The organism is Nocardia sp. NPDC052001 (assembly GCF_040680615.1).
In the GTDB taxonomy this organism is placed as follows: Bacteria; Actinomycetota; Actinomycetes; order Mycobacteriales; family Mycobacteriaceae; genus Nocardia.
In genome coordinates this window covers 1441841-1458585 of sequence record NZ_JBFAXC010000002.1, presented here as the reverse complement: position 1 = coordinate 1458585, position 16745 = coordinate 1441841, and the positions used below count along the sequence as shown (strand labels likewise).

14 protein-coding genes are annotated in these 16745 nt (G+C 66.3%); 2 read left to right on the top strand and 12 right to left on the bottom strand.

Features of this window, described 5'->3' with window-relative positions; all coding sequences use genetic code 11:
• The 11 genes from AB0L82_RS15065 to AB0L82_RS15015 all read right to left on the bottom strand — a co-directional run bounded on the left by AB0L82_RS15065 (position 1) and on the right by AB0L82_RS15015 (position 13344).
• Positions 1-894, bottom strand: a complete 894-nt coding sequence (locus AB0L82_RS15065) for an acyltransferase domain-containing protein (RefSeq protein WP_364635689.1) — start codon at positions 892-894, stop codon at positions 1-3.
• Positions 891-1607, bottom strand: a complete 717-nt coding sequence (locus tag AB0L82_RS15060; protein ID WP_364635686.1) for a hypothetical protein — start codon at positions 1605-1607, stop codon at positions 891-893. Before AB0L82_RS15060 ends, AB0L82_RS15065 begins: the two co-directional genes overlap by 4 nt.
• Positions 1600-2403 carry an aminotransferase class IV gene (locus tag AB0L82_RS15055; RefSeq protein WP_364635683.1) on the bottom strand — a complete coding sequence of 268 codons (804 nt, stop codon included), beginning with the start codon at positions 2401-2403 and terminating at the stop codon, positions 1600-1602. Before AB0L82_RS15055 ends, AB0L82_RS15060 begins: the two co-directional genes overlap by 8 nt.
• Positions 2396-4489: an aminodeoxychorismate synthase component I gene (gene pabB, locus AB0L82_RS15050; protein ID WP_364635680.1), complete on the bottom strand. Its 2094-nt coding sequence runs from the start codon at positions 4487-4489 to the stop codon at positions 2396-2398. The genes AB0L82_RS15055 and pabB overlap by 8 nt, the downstream gene beginning before the upstream one ends.
• A 64-nt stretch (positions 4490-4553) precedes the next feature.
• Entirely contained in the window at positions 4554-5543 is a 990-nt protein-coding gene (locus AB0L82_RS15045; protein ID WP_364635677.1) for a diiron oxygenase, read from the bottom strand.
• 20 nt (positions 5544-5563) lie between these two features.
• Positions 5564-6928, bottom strand: coding sequence for an aldehyde dehydrogenase family protein (locus tag AB0L82_RS15040; RefSeq protein ID WP_364635674.1), 1365 nt, complete (start codon positions 6926-6928; stop codon positions 5564-5566).
• The gene (locus AB0L82_RS15035) at positions 6928-8031 is read right to left on the bottom strand and encodes an AMP-binding protein (protein WP_364635672.1); all 1104 of its coding nucleotides are present in this window, start codon (positions 8029-8031) and stop codon (positions 6928-6930) included. Before AB0L82_RS15035 ends, AB0L82_RS15040 begins: the two co-directional genes overlap by 1 nt.
• Before the next feature lie 77 nt (positions 8032-8108).
• Positions 8109-8471: a nuclear transport factor 2 family protein gene (locus AB0L82_RS15030; RefSeq protein WP_364635669.1), complete on the bottom strand. Its 363-nt coding sequence runs from the start codon at positions 8469-8471 to the stop codon at positions 8109-8111.
• Between the two features lie 50 nt (positions 8472-8521).
• Positions 8522-9430, bottom strand: a complete 909-nt coding sequence (locus AB0L82_RS15025) for a fumarylacetoacetate hydrolase family protein (RefSeq protein ID WP_364635666.1) — start codon at positions 9428-9430, stop codon at positions 8522-8524.
• 72 nt (positions 9431-9502) lie between these two features.
• Entirely contained in the window at positions 9503-12229 is a 2727-nt protein-coding gene (locus AB0L82_RS15020; protein ID WP_364635663.1) for an AAA family ATPase, read from the bottom strand.
• A 350-nt stretch (positions 12230-12579) separates the two neighbouring features.
• The gene (locus tag AB0L82_RS15015) at positions 12580-13344 is read right to left on the bottom strand and encodes an SDR family oxidoreductase (RefSeq protein WP_364635660.1); all 765 of its coding nucleotides are present in this window, start codon (positions 13342-13344) and stop codon (positions 12580-12582) included.
• 112 nt (positions 13345-13456) lie between these two features.
• Between AB0L82_RS15015 and AB0L82_RS15010 the strand changes: the two genes are divergently transcribed.
• Positions 13457-15400: a KUP/HAK/KT family potassium transporter gene (locus tag AB0L82_RS15010; protein ID WP_364635657.1), complete on the top strand. Its 1944-nt coding sequence runs from the start codon at positions 13457-13459 to the stop codon at positions 15398-15400.
• A gap of 60 nt (positions 15401-15460) precedes the next feature.
• Positions 15461-15598 carry a hypothetical protein gene (locus AB0L82_RS15005; RefSeq protein ID WP_364636129.1) on the top strand — a complete coding sequence of 46 codons (138 nt, stop codon included), beginning with the start codon at positions 15461-15463 and terminating at the stop codon, positions 15596-15598.
• Here the strand turns inward: AB0L82_RS15005 and AB0L82_RS15000 are convergent.
• Positions 15595-16194, bottom strand: coding sequence for a hypothetical protein (locus AB0L82_RS15000; RefSeq protein ID WP_364635654.1), 600 nt, complete (start codon positions 16192-16194; stop codon positions 15595-15597). The two genes, AB0L82_RS15005 and AB0L82_RS15000, sit on opposite strands and share 4 nt — an antisense overlap.
• Positions 16195-16745: the final 551 nt, after the last annotated feature.

Here is a 16745-nt window from a genome sequence, read left to right as displayed (position 1 = left end):
CTACCTTTCGAAATTCCGCCGCATCTGGGCGAACATTCGGGTCAGCGTGTTGGAGTACATCTCGGTGAGGTGCACCCCGGGCGCCGCGAGCAGTGGATAGCAGGATTCGCCCCAGCGCACCGGATGATCGATCTGCATGGCCAGCAGCGTGCCGATGGTGTCCGGCTCGTAGGGGCGGGCGGTGGCATTGGCCAGGACGGTGCGGCGGGGCGGATGAAAGTCGGTGGCCGCCAACGCCTCGGTGAGTTTCATGCGCGCCGGTGTCATGTACCGGGAGTGGAACGGGCCGCTGACCCGCAGCGGGCGAACCATTTTCGCGCCCGCGGCCACCAGCGGATCGGTGGCCGCGGCGAGTTCGTCGACCGGACCGGACAGCACAACCTGCTGCGGCGTATTGAGATTGGCGATATCGAGACCGGTCAGCCGCGCCGCACCGAGGGTGTAGCCGATGGTGTCCGCGTCGAGTCCGACGACCGCCGCCATCGCACCGCCGTCGATGGCGCTCATCGCCCCGGCCCGGGCCGCGACCAGTCGCAGCCCGGTCGCGAAATCGAAGACCTCGGCGGCATGCAGGGCGTTGTACTCGCCGAGGCTGTGCCCCAGCACGATGCGCGGTGGCGGCGCGGATTCCAGGTGCGCCGCGTAATGCAGCGCGTTCACCACATACAGTGCGGGCTGAGTGAATTCGGTGCGATCGAGCCGCCCATCCGAATCATCCGAGCACAGCGCCCGCACGCTGTATCCGAGGACATCATCGGCCTGCGCCACCAGGTCGGGATAGCGGTCGAAGAGCTCACCGCCCATACCCGCCCGCTGACTGCCCTGCCCGGGGAACACCACGATATCCACCGGATCGACCGTCTCGCCGAGCGATTCGCCCGATGCGGTACTCATTTGCCCACGTCCACGAGTAGCGCCGGGCGCACCCGGGTCGATTTGATACCGCGGTCGCGTCGTCCGAGCCGATGCCGCACGGTGCCGTGCAGCACGGTGCCCGAGGCGGCCTGTTCGCCGAGCAGACCCTCACCCGGGAACAGTGAGAACGTCCAGCTGGCCCGGTTTTCGCAATCGGGCATCTCGGTGCCGCACTGCAGGGTCAGCGCTCCCCAGAGCTGGCGGATCATCAGGTCGCGGGTGTCGGTGCCCTCGACCACGTAGAAGTCCGGATCGGCGTCCTCGGTGATATCGAGGTAGCTGCCCAGCGCGAGGCCCGCTGGGCCGACCAGCGATACGGCCAGCGTCCAGTCCGCGCCGGACGTGGCGACCGAAACTCCTTCGGGAAGTTTGTCATCCACGAAATCCGGTGTGGTGACCTCGGTCTGGTCGGTGCGCACCGCCGGATCGACCGCACCGCGCACATCGAGCCGGTCCGGATCCGGAATGAGCACCGGCCCGTAATCGACGGTATCGGCGAAGCGCGCCTTGGCGAATCGATCCCGCAGCGTATCGGCCAGGCGATGCGCCTGCTTCCAATCGGCGGCGCTGAAGGCCCCGCGCAGATACTTCTCATCCGGAATCGGCAGTCCGGCCGCGTGCAGGCCGTCTCGGACGGAGGCCAGCTCATTCCAGCCCGAGGCGGCGAGATCGGTCACGAATGGTTCACGCATGTTGAATCTCCCCTGGATATGGCGTCGCACGATCGATACGGGTGGCGAACCGGCCGAGTGCGTCCTGCCACTCGTCCCGTGCTCCCTCGGTCGATGCGGGCGCGGGATTGCCGGTCCAGTGCACAGCCTCCCGGATTCCGTGCAGTGCGCTGAGTACCCACACCGGTAGACCGGTGATATCGGCCGGGCGGACCCGCTCGTATTCGACTGCGACCCCGCGCATTCCGGCGACGGCCTCGATCAGCTGACGGGTCACGCTCGGCAGCACCGGCGCATCGGGGTCGGGGAAGCACAGGGTGCCGTCCCGCCACCAGCCGATCGCGCTGAACGCGCCCTCGCGCAGATAACCGTCCGGATCCAGCAGCACCGGCTCCTCCGACCCGAAATGGGTGGCGATGCGCCGCAATTCGGCGAGGCGGCCCTGATCCGGCCCCTTGACCCGCGGTTCCGCTCGCGGATCGGGCACCGTCGCGGTCCACAGCCGGACCGTGTCCGACAACTCCGGCGCGCGGCGCACCCGCAGGCCGAGATCGCCCAGCCTGGAGCATTCGATGCGCGGGAACCAGTGCCCGCCGGTCGGGAGCATATCGCGCATGCGCAGCAGGAACGCCGCGATCGTCTCCTCGGGAATGTCGTGCCGGATCGCGACCGAGGCGGTGAAGCGTTCTTCGTGCAGTTCCAGACAGCGCACCCGGCCATCGATCAGCAGCCAGGAATCCATCACGTCCGGACCGTCCAGGCCCGGGGCCGGGACCAATTCGCCGGTATCGGGATCGAACAGTGTCAACTCATCCACGGGGACCGTCTCCTGCCGCGACGGTCTGCGCCGCTCCGAAGACCCGCACCAGCGCCGCCGCTTTGAGCAGCATCTCCTCGTATTCGGCGGTGGGATCGGAATCGAGCACGATCGCGCCGCCCGCACCGATCAGCAATTCCTCGCCGACCCGCACCGCGGTGCGAATGACGATATTGAGATCCGCCGTACCGCCCTGGCCGAGATAGCCGAGCGCACCCGAATAGACCCCCCGCGCTTCGGTTTCCAGGGTGTCGATGATGTCGGTGGTGCGCAGCTTCGGCGCACCGGTCATGGATCCGCCCGGGAAACAGGCACGCACGCAGTCCAGTGCGCTCACGCCGGCGGCCAGTTCACCGCGGACGGTGGAGACCAACTGGTGCACGGTGGCATAGGTCTCGGTGGCCATATAGCTGGGCACCGAGACCGAGCCGATGCGGCAGACCCGGCCCAGATCATTGCGCAGCAGATCGACGATCATCAGGTTCTCGGCCTGTGTCTTGGGATCCGATTGCAATGCGGCGCGCAGGGTTTCGTCCTCGTCGGCGGTGAGGCCGCGCGGAGCGGTGCCCTTGATCGGTTTGCTCTCCACCACGCCGTCGCGATTGATGCGCAGGAATCGCTCGGGCGAGGAGCAGAACACGGTGACGTCATCGGCGCGCAGGAAGGCGGCGTAGGGGGCCGGATTGATCGCGCGCAACCGCAGATACGCCTCGAGATCACTGTCCGCGTCATGTGAGATCGCGGGCAGGTGCAGCATATTGGTGAGGCAGACCTCGTAGGTGTCACCCGCGAGCAGCCGCCGGTGGATTTCGTCAAGCGCGGCCAGGTATTCGGCGCGCGGGCGGGCGTACTGTTCGACGTCGGCGAATTCGACCGCGCCCAGCACGGTGTCGAGGTCGATATCCGCACCGCGCGGGTCGATGGTGGGCGCGGACCGCAGCCGGTGCGTGGTTTCGGTCAGCCACCGCTGTGCCGCAGGGGCATTCGCGGGGGTGGCGATCGCCACGATATAGGTCTGATGCCGCTCGTGATCGATGACGACCAGGTGATCCGCGCGAATCCAGAGGGCGTCCGGGGTCCGGGCGCGGTGATCGGCGTTGAGCCCGCATTCGGATTTCAGTTCGTAGCCGAAGTAGCCGACATAGCCGCCGGTCAGATCGAAGGGCAGTTCGTCGGCTCCGGAGACGGGAATGGCCAGGCGGCGTTCGAGCGCGTCGAAGATGGTTCCCGATTCGGTATGCGATCCGGTCTCGGTGAGCACCCGGACCGAATCGTCATGCACTCGGGCACTGAGTGTTTCGCCCGCCGCGCCGAGTTGCGCGCCCAGGAAGGAGAACCGTCCCATGCCTTCCACCACTCGCGCGCTGTCCAGCCAGAACACCCGCCGCTGGGAGCCGAAGACGTCGCGCGCCACCGTGATCGGGTCGACCTCATGATCGAGCCGCAGCCAGTCCGCGTGTAATCCGTTGTCGGCGGCGGCTTCTCGGACCTCGATGGCCTCGGACGCCGATTCGCGGGCCAGGCGCAGGAAGTTCGAGATCAGCTCGCGCCCGTTCTCGGTGGAGATGGACTCCGGATGGAACTGCACGCCCCAGCGCGGCAGCGTCCGATGCCGCAGTCCCATCACCACCCCGTCCTCGGAGGTCGCCAGGCTCAGCAGCTCCGGCGGCAGCGGTTCGGGCACATGCAGCGAGTGATAGCGCACCACCTGGAACGGATTCGGAATTCCTTCGAAAAGGTCCTCCTCGCAGTGCCGGACGACGCTGATATGCCCGTGCCGGGCCCGGGGCGCGGATTCGATCCGGCCGCCGAAGAACGCGCCGATGCCCTGATGTCCGAGGCAGACGCCGAGCACCGGCAGATCCCGGCGGCGCAGTAGTGTCGCGCTATGCCCGAAATCCTCGGTGTGCTGCGGATTTCCGGGCCCGGGGGAGATCACCGCGGCATCGAATTCGTCGAGATCCAGATCGTCCCAGCGCGGATCGTCATTGGTGATGACCGTGGGCGGTACTCCGGACGTCGCCGCGATGAGCTGGAATAGGTTGTAGGTATAGGAATCGTGATTGTCGATCAACAGCGTTCGCATGGTGACCAGAAACTCCGAACCATTTTCGAGGGAGATCAGCCGAGGGAGAACAGCCGAGGGAGAACTACTGGGAAATCGTGGTGGACCAGTCGAATGGCAAGGCGTCGACTACATCCCACGACTGACAGAGTTTCCGCAGACCACGGAAGTCCTGAAGGATCCGCTGCCGGTTTCCGGCCGCACGCACATCGGCGATGATGCGGTCGGCCTCGGGAATACCCTCCCGCTGCAGGACCGCGGTCCAGGTGGTGAAGTCGGTGGCCGCGAACGCCTCCATGGCCCGGGCCATGCTGTGCAGCAGCGTCGTTCGATCCGCGGGGTCCAGATCCTCGAAGACGATGGTGGCCAGTTCGGCCGCCACCGAGGAGTGGCAGTACTCATCGCGGCTGTGCAGCTCGGCGGTGGTCCGGTTGATCGGCTGGATGGTCTTATCGCCCGCCACCAGCTCCAGGAAGGCATTGATGGAGATCTCGGCGACGGTCATATAGCCCAGCCCGGTCAGTGCCCGGTCGCGTGCTGAACCGGCCTCGTCCAGGGCTCGGGCGTGCGAGCGGACCTTATGCGCGAGCGGCAGATCGCGCTCGGGCAGATCCCAGCCGCGGCCGGCGCGGGTGGCGGCGCTGGCATTGAAATGCATCAGCGTGTGGTACTGCTCGTCCACCATGGCCTGGGTGGCGGCGACGGTGAGTCTATCGCCGAGGCCGGTGCCGAAGGCATCCTCGGCGAGCACCGCGAATCCCGGATTCACCACGTGCTGTTCGATATCCATCACATTCTTGTTGAATGCGATCCAGCCCCAGGCGTGCAGGCGGCGCTGGCTTTCCTCGGGGAGCCGCAGATAGGCGGGGTGATCCCGGAAGGGCAGCAGGGATTCGGGACAGTCGAGCCGATCGGGTTCGAAGAATTCGAGCAGATCGGATTCGGGACGTTTGACTGCGGCTCGTTTACCCCAGTTTCCGGAGAGTCTGGTGATGACCGCGTTCTCGATCGGTACGTCGGGATCGTGCAGGGGTAGATCCGGTGGGCTGATCGGCGGCCGATGTTCGATACTCACGGCCACTTCCTTTCATGAATTCATGAAATGAATTGCCGCGCCACAGCTTTGGAGCGCATGAGAAATTCGCCGAGGAATCCGTCGTGCGGGACGCCGAATTCCACTCGATAGGTCGGCACGCGGCCGAGGTAGACATTGCGAATCGAGGGATCATCGACCAGGGCGGTGATGAGATCCTCGTCATCGGTGACCGCGCTGACGACCAGACTGTCGGTCAGGACCGACGCGTCGCCCGGTGTCCACGGCAGCACCCACCCGCAGGGGTAGGGCATTTCGAGCCCGGCCTGCGGTGCGTCGGGGCGATCACAGGCGTACACGGTCGGGCGCAGCACCACGCTGCCGTCGCCGAGCGAGGTCACCGTGTCCTGGTCCGGCAGCATGGCGGTGGCGGACCCGACCTGGCTCCGAACGTACTGTGCCACGGCGTTTCCGGCCGATTCGGTCCAGCAGGGCAGCATCGCGGCCGGATCCTCCGGCGGGAGTGCGGGCAGTTCGGCGAGCAGTTCGGCGATCCGCCGGGCCACCTCGGCATGATCGTGTTCGACGTAGACGGCGGTCGCGTTCACGCACGCCGTACCGCCTTGGTACGCAATGGAATCCGCGGCGAAGCGAATATCCTCGTCGGTCACCGTGCCGGTGAGCAGCACCTTGGCCCGGCCCGGTCCCTGCGGCAGTACCGACGGATCGTCGCGATAGCGGTTGACCACATCATCGCCGCCGTAGACCAGGCCGAGATCGGCGGCCGACAGCATGGATCCGGCGATTTCCTGTCCACCGGGCAGCAGTGCGATCTCCGGACCGGTGAATCCCGCTTCCCAGAGCGCGGATACCAGGCGGTGCGGGGTGAACGGTTCACGCCGCGACGGGCGCACCGCGACGCCGTAGCCGAGTGCGAGCGCCTCCAACCAGAGCGAATGCACGCCGGGGTGATTGCCCGCGGCGTTCACCGCGAGCGAGCGGCCGCGCCTGGTCCATACGGCGCTGGCATCGGCTACCTCGCTCCAACTCGCCTGTGCCCGAGTCGGTATGGCGGCATAGGCGGTATCGACCGCGCGTATCGCGGCCTCGGCGATGACATCGGCGGCGGCGCGCACCACGCCGATCGGCAGACCGGAGACGACCGCCACCAGCTCGTGATACTCGGCGGGGGAGATTCCGGCCACGGTGCCGTCCCGGAAGAGTTCACCGGCGACCGCGAGCATCTTGGCGCGCTCATCGAGTGACCGAGCCGTGTGCGTGCCCGTCTCCGACATCGAGCGCTTCACGAAAAGGTCCGGCACCAAACCCAATTCGGCCCGCACGGTCCCGCGTACATCGGTGATCTGCTCGCGCCGGATCGGGGTGTACGCGCCCCTGCTCCCCAGCGCTCCGAGTACGGGCACCATCAGTACACGCCCTCGATGACGGTCGCCTCGTCGAACGACTGCAGCGGCTGGACATCGGCGACCGCGTCACCGGGCATTCCGGGCCGCGCCTCGAAACGCAGTGCGGTATCGCGCTCCGGATTGTTCGGCAGGAACATGCCTTTGGAGACCAGGTTCATCACGACCTGGCCGCGTTCGCCGTAGGGGACCGGTTCGCCGCTGTGCTGGTCGATGACATTGAAGGAGATGAACGGGCCCAGCGGATCGAAGACGCAGGGCTCGTCATCGGCCAGGCCGATGCGCTCCATCGAACCGCCGCACACCATGGTGCTGCCGTAACCGCCCTGGAGCGTGATGCCCGGAAACACCTCGGTGCGGAACAGATGCCGGGTGTCGGCGTCCATATGCATTCCGCCCCACTGGATGTACTCGACCTTCTCGGTGATCAACTTCGCCAGGCGCGCATCGGCGGCCAGTCGCTCCAGCAGGGCGGGCGTGGTGACCATGACGGCGATGTCCTGGGTTTCGAGCAGATAGCTCGCCTGCTCGACCAGATGCGCGGCGTACTGCCCCGCACCCTCCATATCGCCTGCGGCAATGCGCTTTTTGACCCAGCGCGGATCCATATCGATGGTGAACAGCAGTCCGCCGCCGCGATGCGCCTGCTCCTTGAGTGCCGCGCCGAAGATATGCGGGCCGGACGGCATGATGCCGAGCCAGTTTCCGCCCGGCTGCTGGCCGCGCAGCTGGAACTGCTGCTCGCTGAAAGCGATCCAGCGATCGAGCCACTCGTTCGTGCAGATGACCCGCTTGGGCGAGCCGGTGGTGCCGCCGCTCTCGTAGACGCCGTAGACATCGGCGGCGGTGAGGCCGCGCGGAATCAGATCCTCGGCGGGCACATCGCGCAGTTCATTGATCACATAGGGGAACTTCTCGAGATCCGCGAAGGTGGTGATCTCCTCGATCGGATCGAATCCCAGTCTCGGGAGGCGATCGAGCCAGAATCGGGAACCGGTCTCCGGATCGAAATGCCAGCGCACGGCTTCCCGGAGCAATTGATCCGCGTCGGGATACTCGCCGATCGGGCAGTCGAGGGCGGAGCTTTCGACTGATGAAACAGACATGAAAGTTAATCCTCTGAAGGGTATGGTTCAGCGCGGGCGCGGTCGAACCGCGTCGTTGCCGAGCATGCGAATTCAGGCTATTTGTTTGCGGCAGTGGAGAATTCGATGACCAGGTGCGGATCGTAGAACAGCTCCGCCTTGTGGATGACTCCGTCGCGCACCGTGAGCAGTTCCGCGGCGCTGGTGGTGCCCTCGACGCCGGGCAGCTCCCATTCGACGATGGTGGTCACCGCACCGGGGGCGACGAACTGCTCGCGAACCCGGAAATCGACTGCGGCGGGGCCGAATTGCGCCGCCATGGCCTGTACCTGTTCGCGGCCCTGGAGGGTGGCGACCGGGCTCACGAAGAGGAAATCGTCTGCCAGCGGGACTTTTCCGAGGTCGCCGCCGAGTTCGGTCCAGGCCTGGTAGTAGCTGTCGACTGCTTCATGATCCTGCATGAGTCTTCCTTCCATATTCGTGAATATTTCCGGTTGCCGAGCATTTTTCACTACGCGCGTTTGAATCTGGTGCATTGCCGACCGAGAGTCGTTGTCACCGCTTCGATTTCATCGCCCGGCACCAGCCAGTGCCCCCGGCGGGTGCCATTGCCCGACCGGCTTCCGGTCAGCAGCACATCGCCGGGCAGCAAACGGGTCAGATGTGAGGCGTGCGAGACGAGTTGGGCGATATCGACGCATCGGTATTCGGCGGTATGCGGCAATTCCTGTCCGTTCAAACGGACGGTCAGGCGCAGCCGCTGCGGTTCGGTGAGGAAAGCCGCCGGGACCAGGTACGGACCCAGCGGGGTGAAGCCGGGAAAGTTCTTGCGCCGCAGCCAGTCCGGATCCGGTCGGCTCGGATCGGACCGCGCGTGCGGATCGTGCGCGGTGAGGTCGTTGGCGATCGTGTAGGCGGCGATATGGTCCAGCGCCTGGTACGGCGCGACCTGGAAGGTCGGGCGGCCGATGACCACGCACAGTTCCAGTTCCCAATCCAGCTGTGCCGCCCACGCGGGGATCGCGACGACATCGAAGGGACCGGTCAGTGCCGAGGTCAATCCGGGTACCAGGGCGGGCTCGGGTACCCGGGCCCGATCGTCGTCGATCTGGAAGACCTGACGGGGTTGCACCGGCGGATACACCCGGACATCGTCGGCATCGAACCAGTCGTAGTGCGCACGGCGGTCGACTACCGCGCTCAGCAGTTCGAGCGACTCGTCCCAGCTCTCGAGCAGACCGCGGATCGACGGCCGATCGATCGCCGTCTCCCACAGTTCGGGCACGAACCGCAGATCCAGCACCGTCCCCTCGGCCAGCAGCCCCGGAAACGGGCGGTCACCGGGAAAACCGAAGGTACCCAGTGCGAATGGTCCCGCGACGTGGTCGCTGGTCCAGTTCGTATCGCCCGGGTAGGTCATACCTCGACTATTGCCGCATCGGGCGGGCGGGTCATCACCCGGACGGGTGAAAGGGGCTACGGCCCATCACCCTCACACCTTCACCCTCGCACCGCTGACCAGGCCGAGGGCGCGGCTGCGCTCGATGGCGGCGATGCGCGAGGTGACGCCGAGCTTGCGATAGACCGCCTGCAACTGCGATTTGACGGTGTTCACCGAGACGAAACGACGCGCCGCGATCTCCGCGTACGTCAGCTCCGCGGACAGATACGGGATCAGCTCCGACTCGGTCTGGGTCAGCGGTTCGATGGGCGCGGGCGGGCTCTGCGGACCACGCGCGGCGCGCGCACCCGTCTGGAGCGCGGCATTGCGGTCCAGGGCCGCGTGCACGGCTGCGACGAACGGCGCGTGCACCTCATCGGCCGCGGCATCGTGTAGCAGTTGCTCACAATCGGTGCCCGCGCCCTCGATCAGCGTGCGCACCATGAACTGTGGCGCGGCCAATTCGAGCGCGGTGCGGGTGTGCTGACGGCTCTCGTCGAGGTCGCCGGTCAGGCGTAATGCGCGAGCGATGATCAGGTGCAGTTTGAGGGTCGCCTGCAATGGGCGCTGGGGTGTGTTGTGCAGCAGATCGTTCGCGGTCTCGTGCACCAGGTGCGGGTCCGCGCCGTCCTCGCAGTCGAACCAGACCTGTAGGCCGCGGTGCATCGGGGCGTCGCCGATGAGGCGGTGCAATTCGGACAGCCAGCCGTGCGCACCGCTCAGATCGCGATTCATCAGGCGCAATCGGATCTGCTGTCCGGCGACTCGATGCCGCACGAATTCGGGCAGGCCCGCGCGGGTGTCGATGCCCATCACCTCGTGCAGCACCTCGAAGGCCTCACCGACCCGGCCCTGGAAGAACACGCTGCGGGCCAGGCCGAGCATGCCCCGGGCGCGGATCGGCACCCGATCCGGCACCGGGCCGACCGCGGCGGCGATCCGGAATTCACGCTCCGCGCCGACGAGATCGTCTCGCTCGCACTGCAATTCGCCGAGTGCCACGCGGGCCTCCAGAATGGCGGGCTCATCGGACTGCCCGGCCTGCGCGGCGGCGGACAGCGATAATTCGGCGTACTCGCGGACCTGTTCGAGGTTTCCGAGATGGCTCAACACGGCTGCCTGTTTGCCCGGCAGTGTCACGAACGCGGGCGGGTGCGCGCCCTCGCGGGAACGGTCCAGACCGTCGCGCAGAACTTCCAGCGCGGCATCGAAACGATCGATGCTGTCGTATGCCTCGGCGAGCGTTTCGAGCACGGTCAGGCGCGGCAGCGTATCGCGATGGCGGCTGGTCGCCTCCCGCTCATCGAGCACCCCTCGCGCGCGCTCACCCCAGATGATGGTCTGCTCCAGCGCGCCCAGGTTCCAGTAGGCGACCGTGCGCAGCCAGCTCGCCTGCATGGTGAAATCGCCGTCGTCACAGAGCTCTTCGGTGCGTTCGCACCACAGCAGTGCCTCGGCCGGGCGGCCCGCCCACAGTGCCGTGGAGGCCATTCGAATGGCCAGCGCGGGCTCGCGCTCGATGACATGGCGGGGCAGTTTCGCCAGCAGCGCCTCCACCTCCGAATCGGGCCAGCCGGAATCCACCGTATCGATGATCTCGGTGAGAAGTGTTGCGGCACGAGAGAAGTCGCGGGCCACCACGGCATGATCGACGGCCTCGGGTAGCCGGTGCTGATCGGCGAGCCAATCGGCCGCGCGCAGATGGGATTTGCGGGCTCGATCGGGCTCGGTGCGATGCAGTTCGCCCCTGAGGAATTCGCCGAACAGGGTATGGAAGCGGTAGGACTCCTCATCGTCGAGGGCGAGCAGGAAACCGCCCTCGGCTTCCAACTCCCGCAGGATCGCGCCGCTGTCGGCGCGGTCGGTCACGGCCTGGCAGATATCGGCGGAGAGCACATCGAGCACCGCGGTGTCGAGCAGGAAGTCCCGCACCTCCGGTGAACGGTGATCGAGGAATTCGTGGCCGAGGAAATCGGCCACATCGCGGGTGCGGCCGGTGAAGGCCAGCAGGAAGGCTTCGGGGTCCTGATGTGCGGCCAGGGCGCGCCCGGCCAGATGCAGTCCGGCGATCCAGCCCTCACACCGCTCGATGATCGATTCGGTCTGCCGCTCCGACAGCGATGGGGCTTGATCGGCGAGATAGGCGCGGGCCTCGGCCGGGGTGAAGGCCAGATCGCTCGGGGACAGTTCGGTGAGCTGTCCGCGCACGCGCAGGGTGGCCGCGCGCCGCAGTGGCGTCGAGGTCCGGCTGGTCACCAGCAGATGCATCGGGGGCGGCAGCACCTCGGCCAGATAGTCGAGCAGGGCCAGCACGTTCTCCCGGCGCAGGTGGTGCGCATCCTCGAGAATCAGCACCGAGCGTTGCGGCACATCGTCGAGGGCATCGCGCAGCGCGCGCAGGAACGCTTCCGGGGCCTCGCGGGAGGAATCGCGAATCTCCTTGTGCGCCAGTGCTTCCAGACTCGCGGTGCGACGGGGGTCCGCGCCGAGTCGCTCGACCGCCTCGATCAGATGCCTGGCGAAGCGTCCCAGATCGTCATCGCGTTCGTGCAGGGTGTGCACCACCGCGCGCGGCCGGCGCGGTTCCGGCGTCTCGAGCCACTGCGCGATGAGGGTGCTCTTGCCGTATCCGGGCGGGGCCACCACCGACGTGACGCGCCCGGCCAGCGCGGCCTGGAGTCGATTGGTCAGCCGCGAGCGCGCCACCGGCGGGGCCGCCGCGTGCCGGGGCCACCGTCGATTCGGCTCGCCCAGGGTGTGGTCGTCGGAGTCGATCATTGCGGACCAGCCCTAACCACCGCCCGCGACGTGCTCGGGCGGCTGTGTAATGGTGGGTCGTAATGGGGACGGCTGCATGGCGCCCTCGGGCAGAGCTTTTCGAGCGCGCCGGTCGCCAATGTACACGGGTAAGGCGAATTGCCGGGTTCGGGCAAAAGCGACCGTTTGTCCTGAAATCGATTGTCCAGCAGTCGAACTCCCGGAAATCTACGGCGTTTGATGCTTCGCCGTCCGGGTAAGCGGCTGCCCTGTTCGCGTGTGCGGGGGAGTGGCGGGTGCGTTCGCGCCGGGTCCGTACATGACTCCGCCCCGCACCGAATCACGGTGCGGGGCGGGAGGTTTCAGCTCTGTCAGATGCCACCGGTAGCCAGTAGCCCGCCATCCACCCGAACGGTGGTCCCGGTGATCCACGCGGACTCATTCGACGCCAGGAACCCGATCAGCCCCGCGACATCCTCCGGCGACCCGAGCCGCTTCATCGGATATACCGCCGCCGCGGCCTCCTCATCCGCCGAGTACAGCGCATCCGCAAACTTGGTCTTGATCACACCCGGTGCCACCGCATTCACCCGGATCTTCGGCCCGAGCTGCCAGGCAAGCTCTTCGGTAAGCCGAATCAACGCGGCCTTGGATGCGCCATAGGCGGCAATAACCCCGGTGGACCGCAACCCCGCGACGCTGGCCACATTGACCACCGCCCCACCGTTCTCACCCATCCAAGCCCTATAGGCTTCCTGCACATACCCCAGCGCCGCAACAACATTCACATCGAAGATCTTCCGCACCCCATCCAGGTCAGCCTCCATGAGCGACCCATACACCGGATTGATCCCGGTGTTATTGATCAGCACATCCAACGACCCGAACTGCGCCACAGCCGCCGCAACCTGCTCCGCCCGAGCCTCGGCCTCCCCGGAATTCCCCGCCACCGCGACAACCTTGCCGGAGTACCCGAGCCCCCGAAGCTGCTCGGCAGCCTCCTCCAACGGCCCCTGCTTCCGAGCGGTCACCACAACATTGGCTCCCCGCCGCAGCAACTCCGCAGCCACCGCGAACCCGATACCCCGGCTCGCCCCGGTAACCAGCGCACTCTTCCCAACCAGATCTTCGCTCATGTGAAGGCACGCTACTTCAGTCGCTTGATCTGCGTGGCTTCGGCCCGCTCCGCCGCGTATCGCGGTCCTCACGGCAGGATAGGGGGCGTATCCGTACGCGAGGAGACCGTTGATGGCCGCAGTACCCGAAGTCAGTCCGCCGATACACGCGGGGCACCGTAGTGCCGGGCCCGTGCGGGCCGCGGTGGTGGTGGGTGCGCTGGGGGTGGTGTTCGGGGATATCGGGACCAGTCCGATCTACACCATTCAGACGGTGTTCAATCCGAGTGATCCGCATCCGGTGCCGATCAGCACGGACAATGTGTATGGCGTTGTGTCGCTTATCTTCTGGTCGGTGATGATCATTGTCACGCTGACCTACATCACGCTGGTGATGCGGACCGACAATGACGGTGAGGGCGGGATCATGGCCCTGATCACCTTGCTGCGGAGGTTGGCGGGGAAGCGGGATCTGCGGGCGGCGGGGGTGTTGGCCGGGGTCGGGATCTTCGGTGCCGCACTGTTCTTCGGGGATGGGATGATCACACCGGCTATCTCGGTGTTGTCGGCGGTCGAGGGGTTGAAGATCGTATCGCCGGGGTTCGATGATCTGATCATTCCGATCACGGTGGTGATCATCGTCGGATTGTTCTCGGTGCAGCATCGGGGGACGGCCGCGGTGGGGCGATTGTTCGGGCCGGTGATGATCGCCTGGTTCACCACGATCGGGGTGCTCGGGATCAGCGGTATCGCACGGCATCCGGAGATTCTGAAGGCGCTCTCGCCCACCTATGCGCTGGGATTCATGTTCGGGCACTTCGGGATCGCGTTCTTCGCGCTGGCCGCGATCGTGCTGGCCGTGACCGGGGCCGAGGCGCTGTACGCCGATATGGGGCACTTCGGCCGCAGGGCGATCACGCGCGGCTGGCTGGGACTGGTGCTGCCCGCGTGCGCGTTGAGTTATCTCGGGCAGGGTGCGCTGATTCTCGGTGACGAGAGCGCGGTGGGCAGTCCGTTCTTTCTGCTCGCACCCGGCTGGGCTCGACTTCCGCTGGTACTGCTGGCGACCGCCGCGACGGTGATCGCCTCGCAGGCGGTGATCACGGGGGCGTTCTCGGTGGCCTCGCAGGCCGCACAATTGGGCTACCTGCCGCGCCTGCGGGTGGAGCACACCTCCGAATCGACCATCGGGCAGATCTACGTTCCGCTGATCAACCGGATCCTGATGGTCGCCGTGCTCACGCTGGTGTTCACCTTCCAGAGTTCGGCGGCACTGGCATTCGCGTTCGGAATGGCTGTGACAGCGACGATTTCGATCACCACCCTGCTGTTCTTCTATGTCGCTCGGGTCAAGTGGCATACGCCGCTGTGGCTGGTGCTGCTCGGTGCGATTCCACTGCTGGGCATCGACGCGCTGTTCGTGGCCGCGAACCTCACCAAACTGGTGCACGGGGCGTGGCTGCCCCTGCTCATCGGTCTCACCGCGTTCACCGTGATGATCACCTGGGCGCGCGGACGCGTAATCGTCACCGCCGCAAGGGAAGAGGTGGAGGGATCGCTGCGGGAGTTCGTCGACGAATTGCAGCAGCGCCGCCCGCCGCTCATTCGGGTGCCCGGCACCGCGGTATTCCTCAATCGCGGCAGCGAGACCACGCCGCTGGCCATGCGCGCCAACGTCGAGCACAACCAGGTACTGCACCAGCACGTGGTCGTCCTGTCCATCGATACGCTGCCGGTGCCCCGGGTGCCGGACGAACACCGCACCGAGATCGACGCGCTCGGCTACGCCGATGACGGCATCATCCACGTACTCGCGCACTACGGATACATGGAGCGCCCCAACGTCCCCCACGCCCTGCGCCTGCTCGACCCCGCCCGCACCGAAGGCCACCTCGATATCGACGGCGCCTCCTACTTCCTGTCGAAGATCGAATTGAGGAAAGGTAAGGCGCACACCATGGCTCGCTGGCGCAAGAGCCTGTTCATCGCCACGTCCTACATCACCACCGACGCCGCCGCGTATTTCGGCCTCCCCGGTCAGCGAACGGTGATCATGGGGGCGCAGGTCGAGGTGTAGCGCCTCGGATCGCACCGCCACCCGCCTGTCCGGCGCCTTCGTGCAGGCATATCGCGATGCGTGACGCACCGGATGCCGGGCGTGTGGGCGGCGAATCTGGTGGCCCTGCTGATGGGCATCGGCATGTACGCGAATTTCGGCTTCCTGCCGCAGTTCCTGCGGACACCGGCGTCGGCGGGCATGATCGCGCCGTGTTAGGCGAAGATCGCGGGGTCGGCGTAGCGGGGGTCGCGAATGATCCCGACATGACCGGATTCGCCGGCTTCATCGGAGGATTCGTACGCCCCGGCCAGTTTGCTCACCAGGTCGAAGAACTGGCCTTCAGCCGGTTTGAGGGCCGAGATGGTCTCCGTCAGATCGGTTTTCGTGACGAAGCGGGCGCCCGATGCGCCGACCTCCAGGGTCGACAGCCAGCCGTTCCACTTGGGTTCGCGCAGTGCGCAACTGGTTTCGGCCCAGAAGAGCACGGTGCTATCGGTGCTGCCGGAGGTGAATCGGCCCGCTGCCGCGAACATCAAAAGCGCTGTGTAGACATTCGATTCGCAAAACCCGAAGTGCATCAGATACGCCTCGAGCGCACCGTCGCGATGGGTCAGAACGTAGGTCAGCCCATCACCTTCCGCCGCGAAGCAGTCCGCGAAATACTCACGCGGTGTGACACCGATTTCGGCCTGCTCCCAATCCGCGGCCTTGCCATCCCAGTACCAGCCGGTGAACATCTCGCCAGGGTTGGCGATGACGCCGGGCTCCGGTACCGGCGTTTCGAGCCAGCGCTCGAAATCCGCTCGGCCCATAGGAATTCGAGCAGCAACCAAAAAGCTGTCCGACACAACCAACCCCTCATTCATCACGAGAACGCCCGCCGACGCGGACTCGCCGACCACCCTAGGGCCACGGTGCGACATCTCGCAGCGATGGGCCGGTCGATATCCATCGCCACGGCGGCCGATGTGATGCCTCGTCGGACTCGGCTGGCCTGCGTGGTTGTCATGCCGTCCGACTATCGTGGAGATCTGCGATGTGGTGAGGAAGGGCTGACCGGGTGATGGCGATTCTGCGAGCGGGTGGGTGTGGTGACTTCGTCGCGTGAGATTCCGGATCCGTGGTCGGATGAGCGGGGAGTTCAGCATTGGGTCCCGGCTCGGGGATTGACCAATGGGTTGCCGGCTCGGCAATGGGGGATTCTCGCGGACCTGGAGGAGGGGCAGGTTTACCGGGTGTTGTTCGCGCTGACGGATGCGGGGATCGCGGGGTACGTGATGCCCGTGCGGGCGACCGTGTTGGAGCGCGGGGATCCGGAGGTGCTGTGGCGGCTCTGGGTGGACCTCTCGCGGTTTCGGGCGGC

Bases quoted from the DNA above. Each gene is read 5' to 3' on its own strand.
- AB0L82_RS15065 (WP_364635689.1), bottom strand. From the start codon at position 894: ATGAGTACCGCATCGGGCGAATCGCTCGGCGAGACGGTCGATCCGGTG.
- AB0L82_RS15035 (WP_364635672.1), bottom strand. From the start codon at position 8,031: ATGTCTGTTTCATCAGTCGAAAGCTCCGCCCTCGACTGCCCGATCGGC.
- pabB (WP_364635680.1), bottom strand. From the start codon at position 4,489: ATGCGAACGCTGTTGATCGACAATCACGATTCCTATACCTACAACCTA.
- AB0L82_RS15020 (WP_364635663.1), bottom strand. From the start codon at position 12,229: ATGATCGACTCCGACGACCACACCCTGGGCGAGCCGAATCGACGGTGG.
- AB0L82_RS15030 (WP_364635669.1), bottom strand. From the start codon at position 8,471: ATGCAGGATCATGAAGCAGTCGACAGCTACTACCAGGCCTGGACCGAA.
- AB0L82_RS15060 (WP_364635686.1), bottom strand. From the start codon at position 1,607: ATGCGTGAACCATTCGTGACCGATCTCGCCGCCTCGGGCTGGAATGAG.
- AB0L82_RS15025 (WP_364635666.1), bottom strand. From the start codon at position 9,430: ATGACCTACCCGGGCGATACGAACTGGACCAGCGACCACGTCGCGGGA.
- AB0L82_RS15015 (WP_364635660.1), bottom strand. From the start codon at position 13,344: ATGAGCGAAGATCTGGTTGGGAAGAGTGCGCTGGTTACCGGGGCGAGC.
- AB0L82_RS15010 (WP_364635657.1), top strand. From the start codon at position 13,457: ATGGCCGCAGTACCCGAAGTCAGTCCGCCGATACACGCGGGGCACCGT.
- AB0L82_RS15040 (WP_364635674.1), bottom strand. From the start codon at position 6,928: ATGGTGCCCGTACTCGGAGCGCTGGGGAGCAGGGGCGCGTACACCCCG.
- AB0L82_RS15000 (WP_364635654.1), bottom strand. From the start codon at position 16,194: ATGGGCCGAGCGGATTTCGAGCGCTGGCTCGAAACGCCGGTACCGGAG.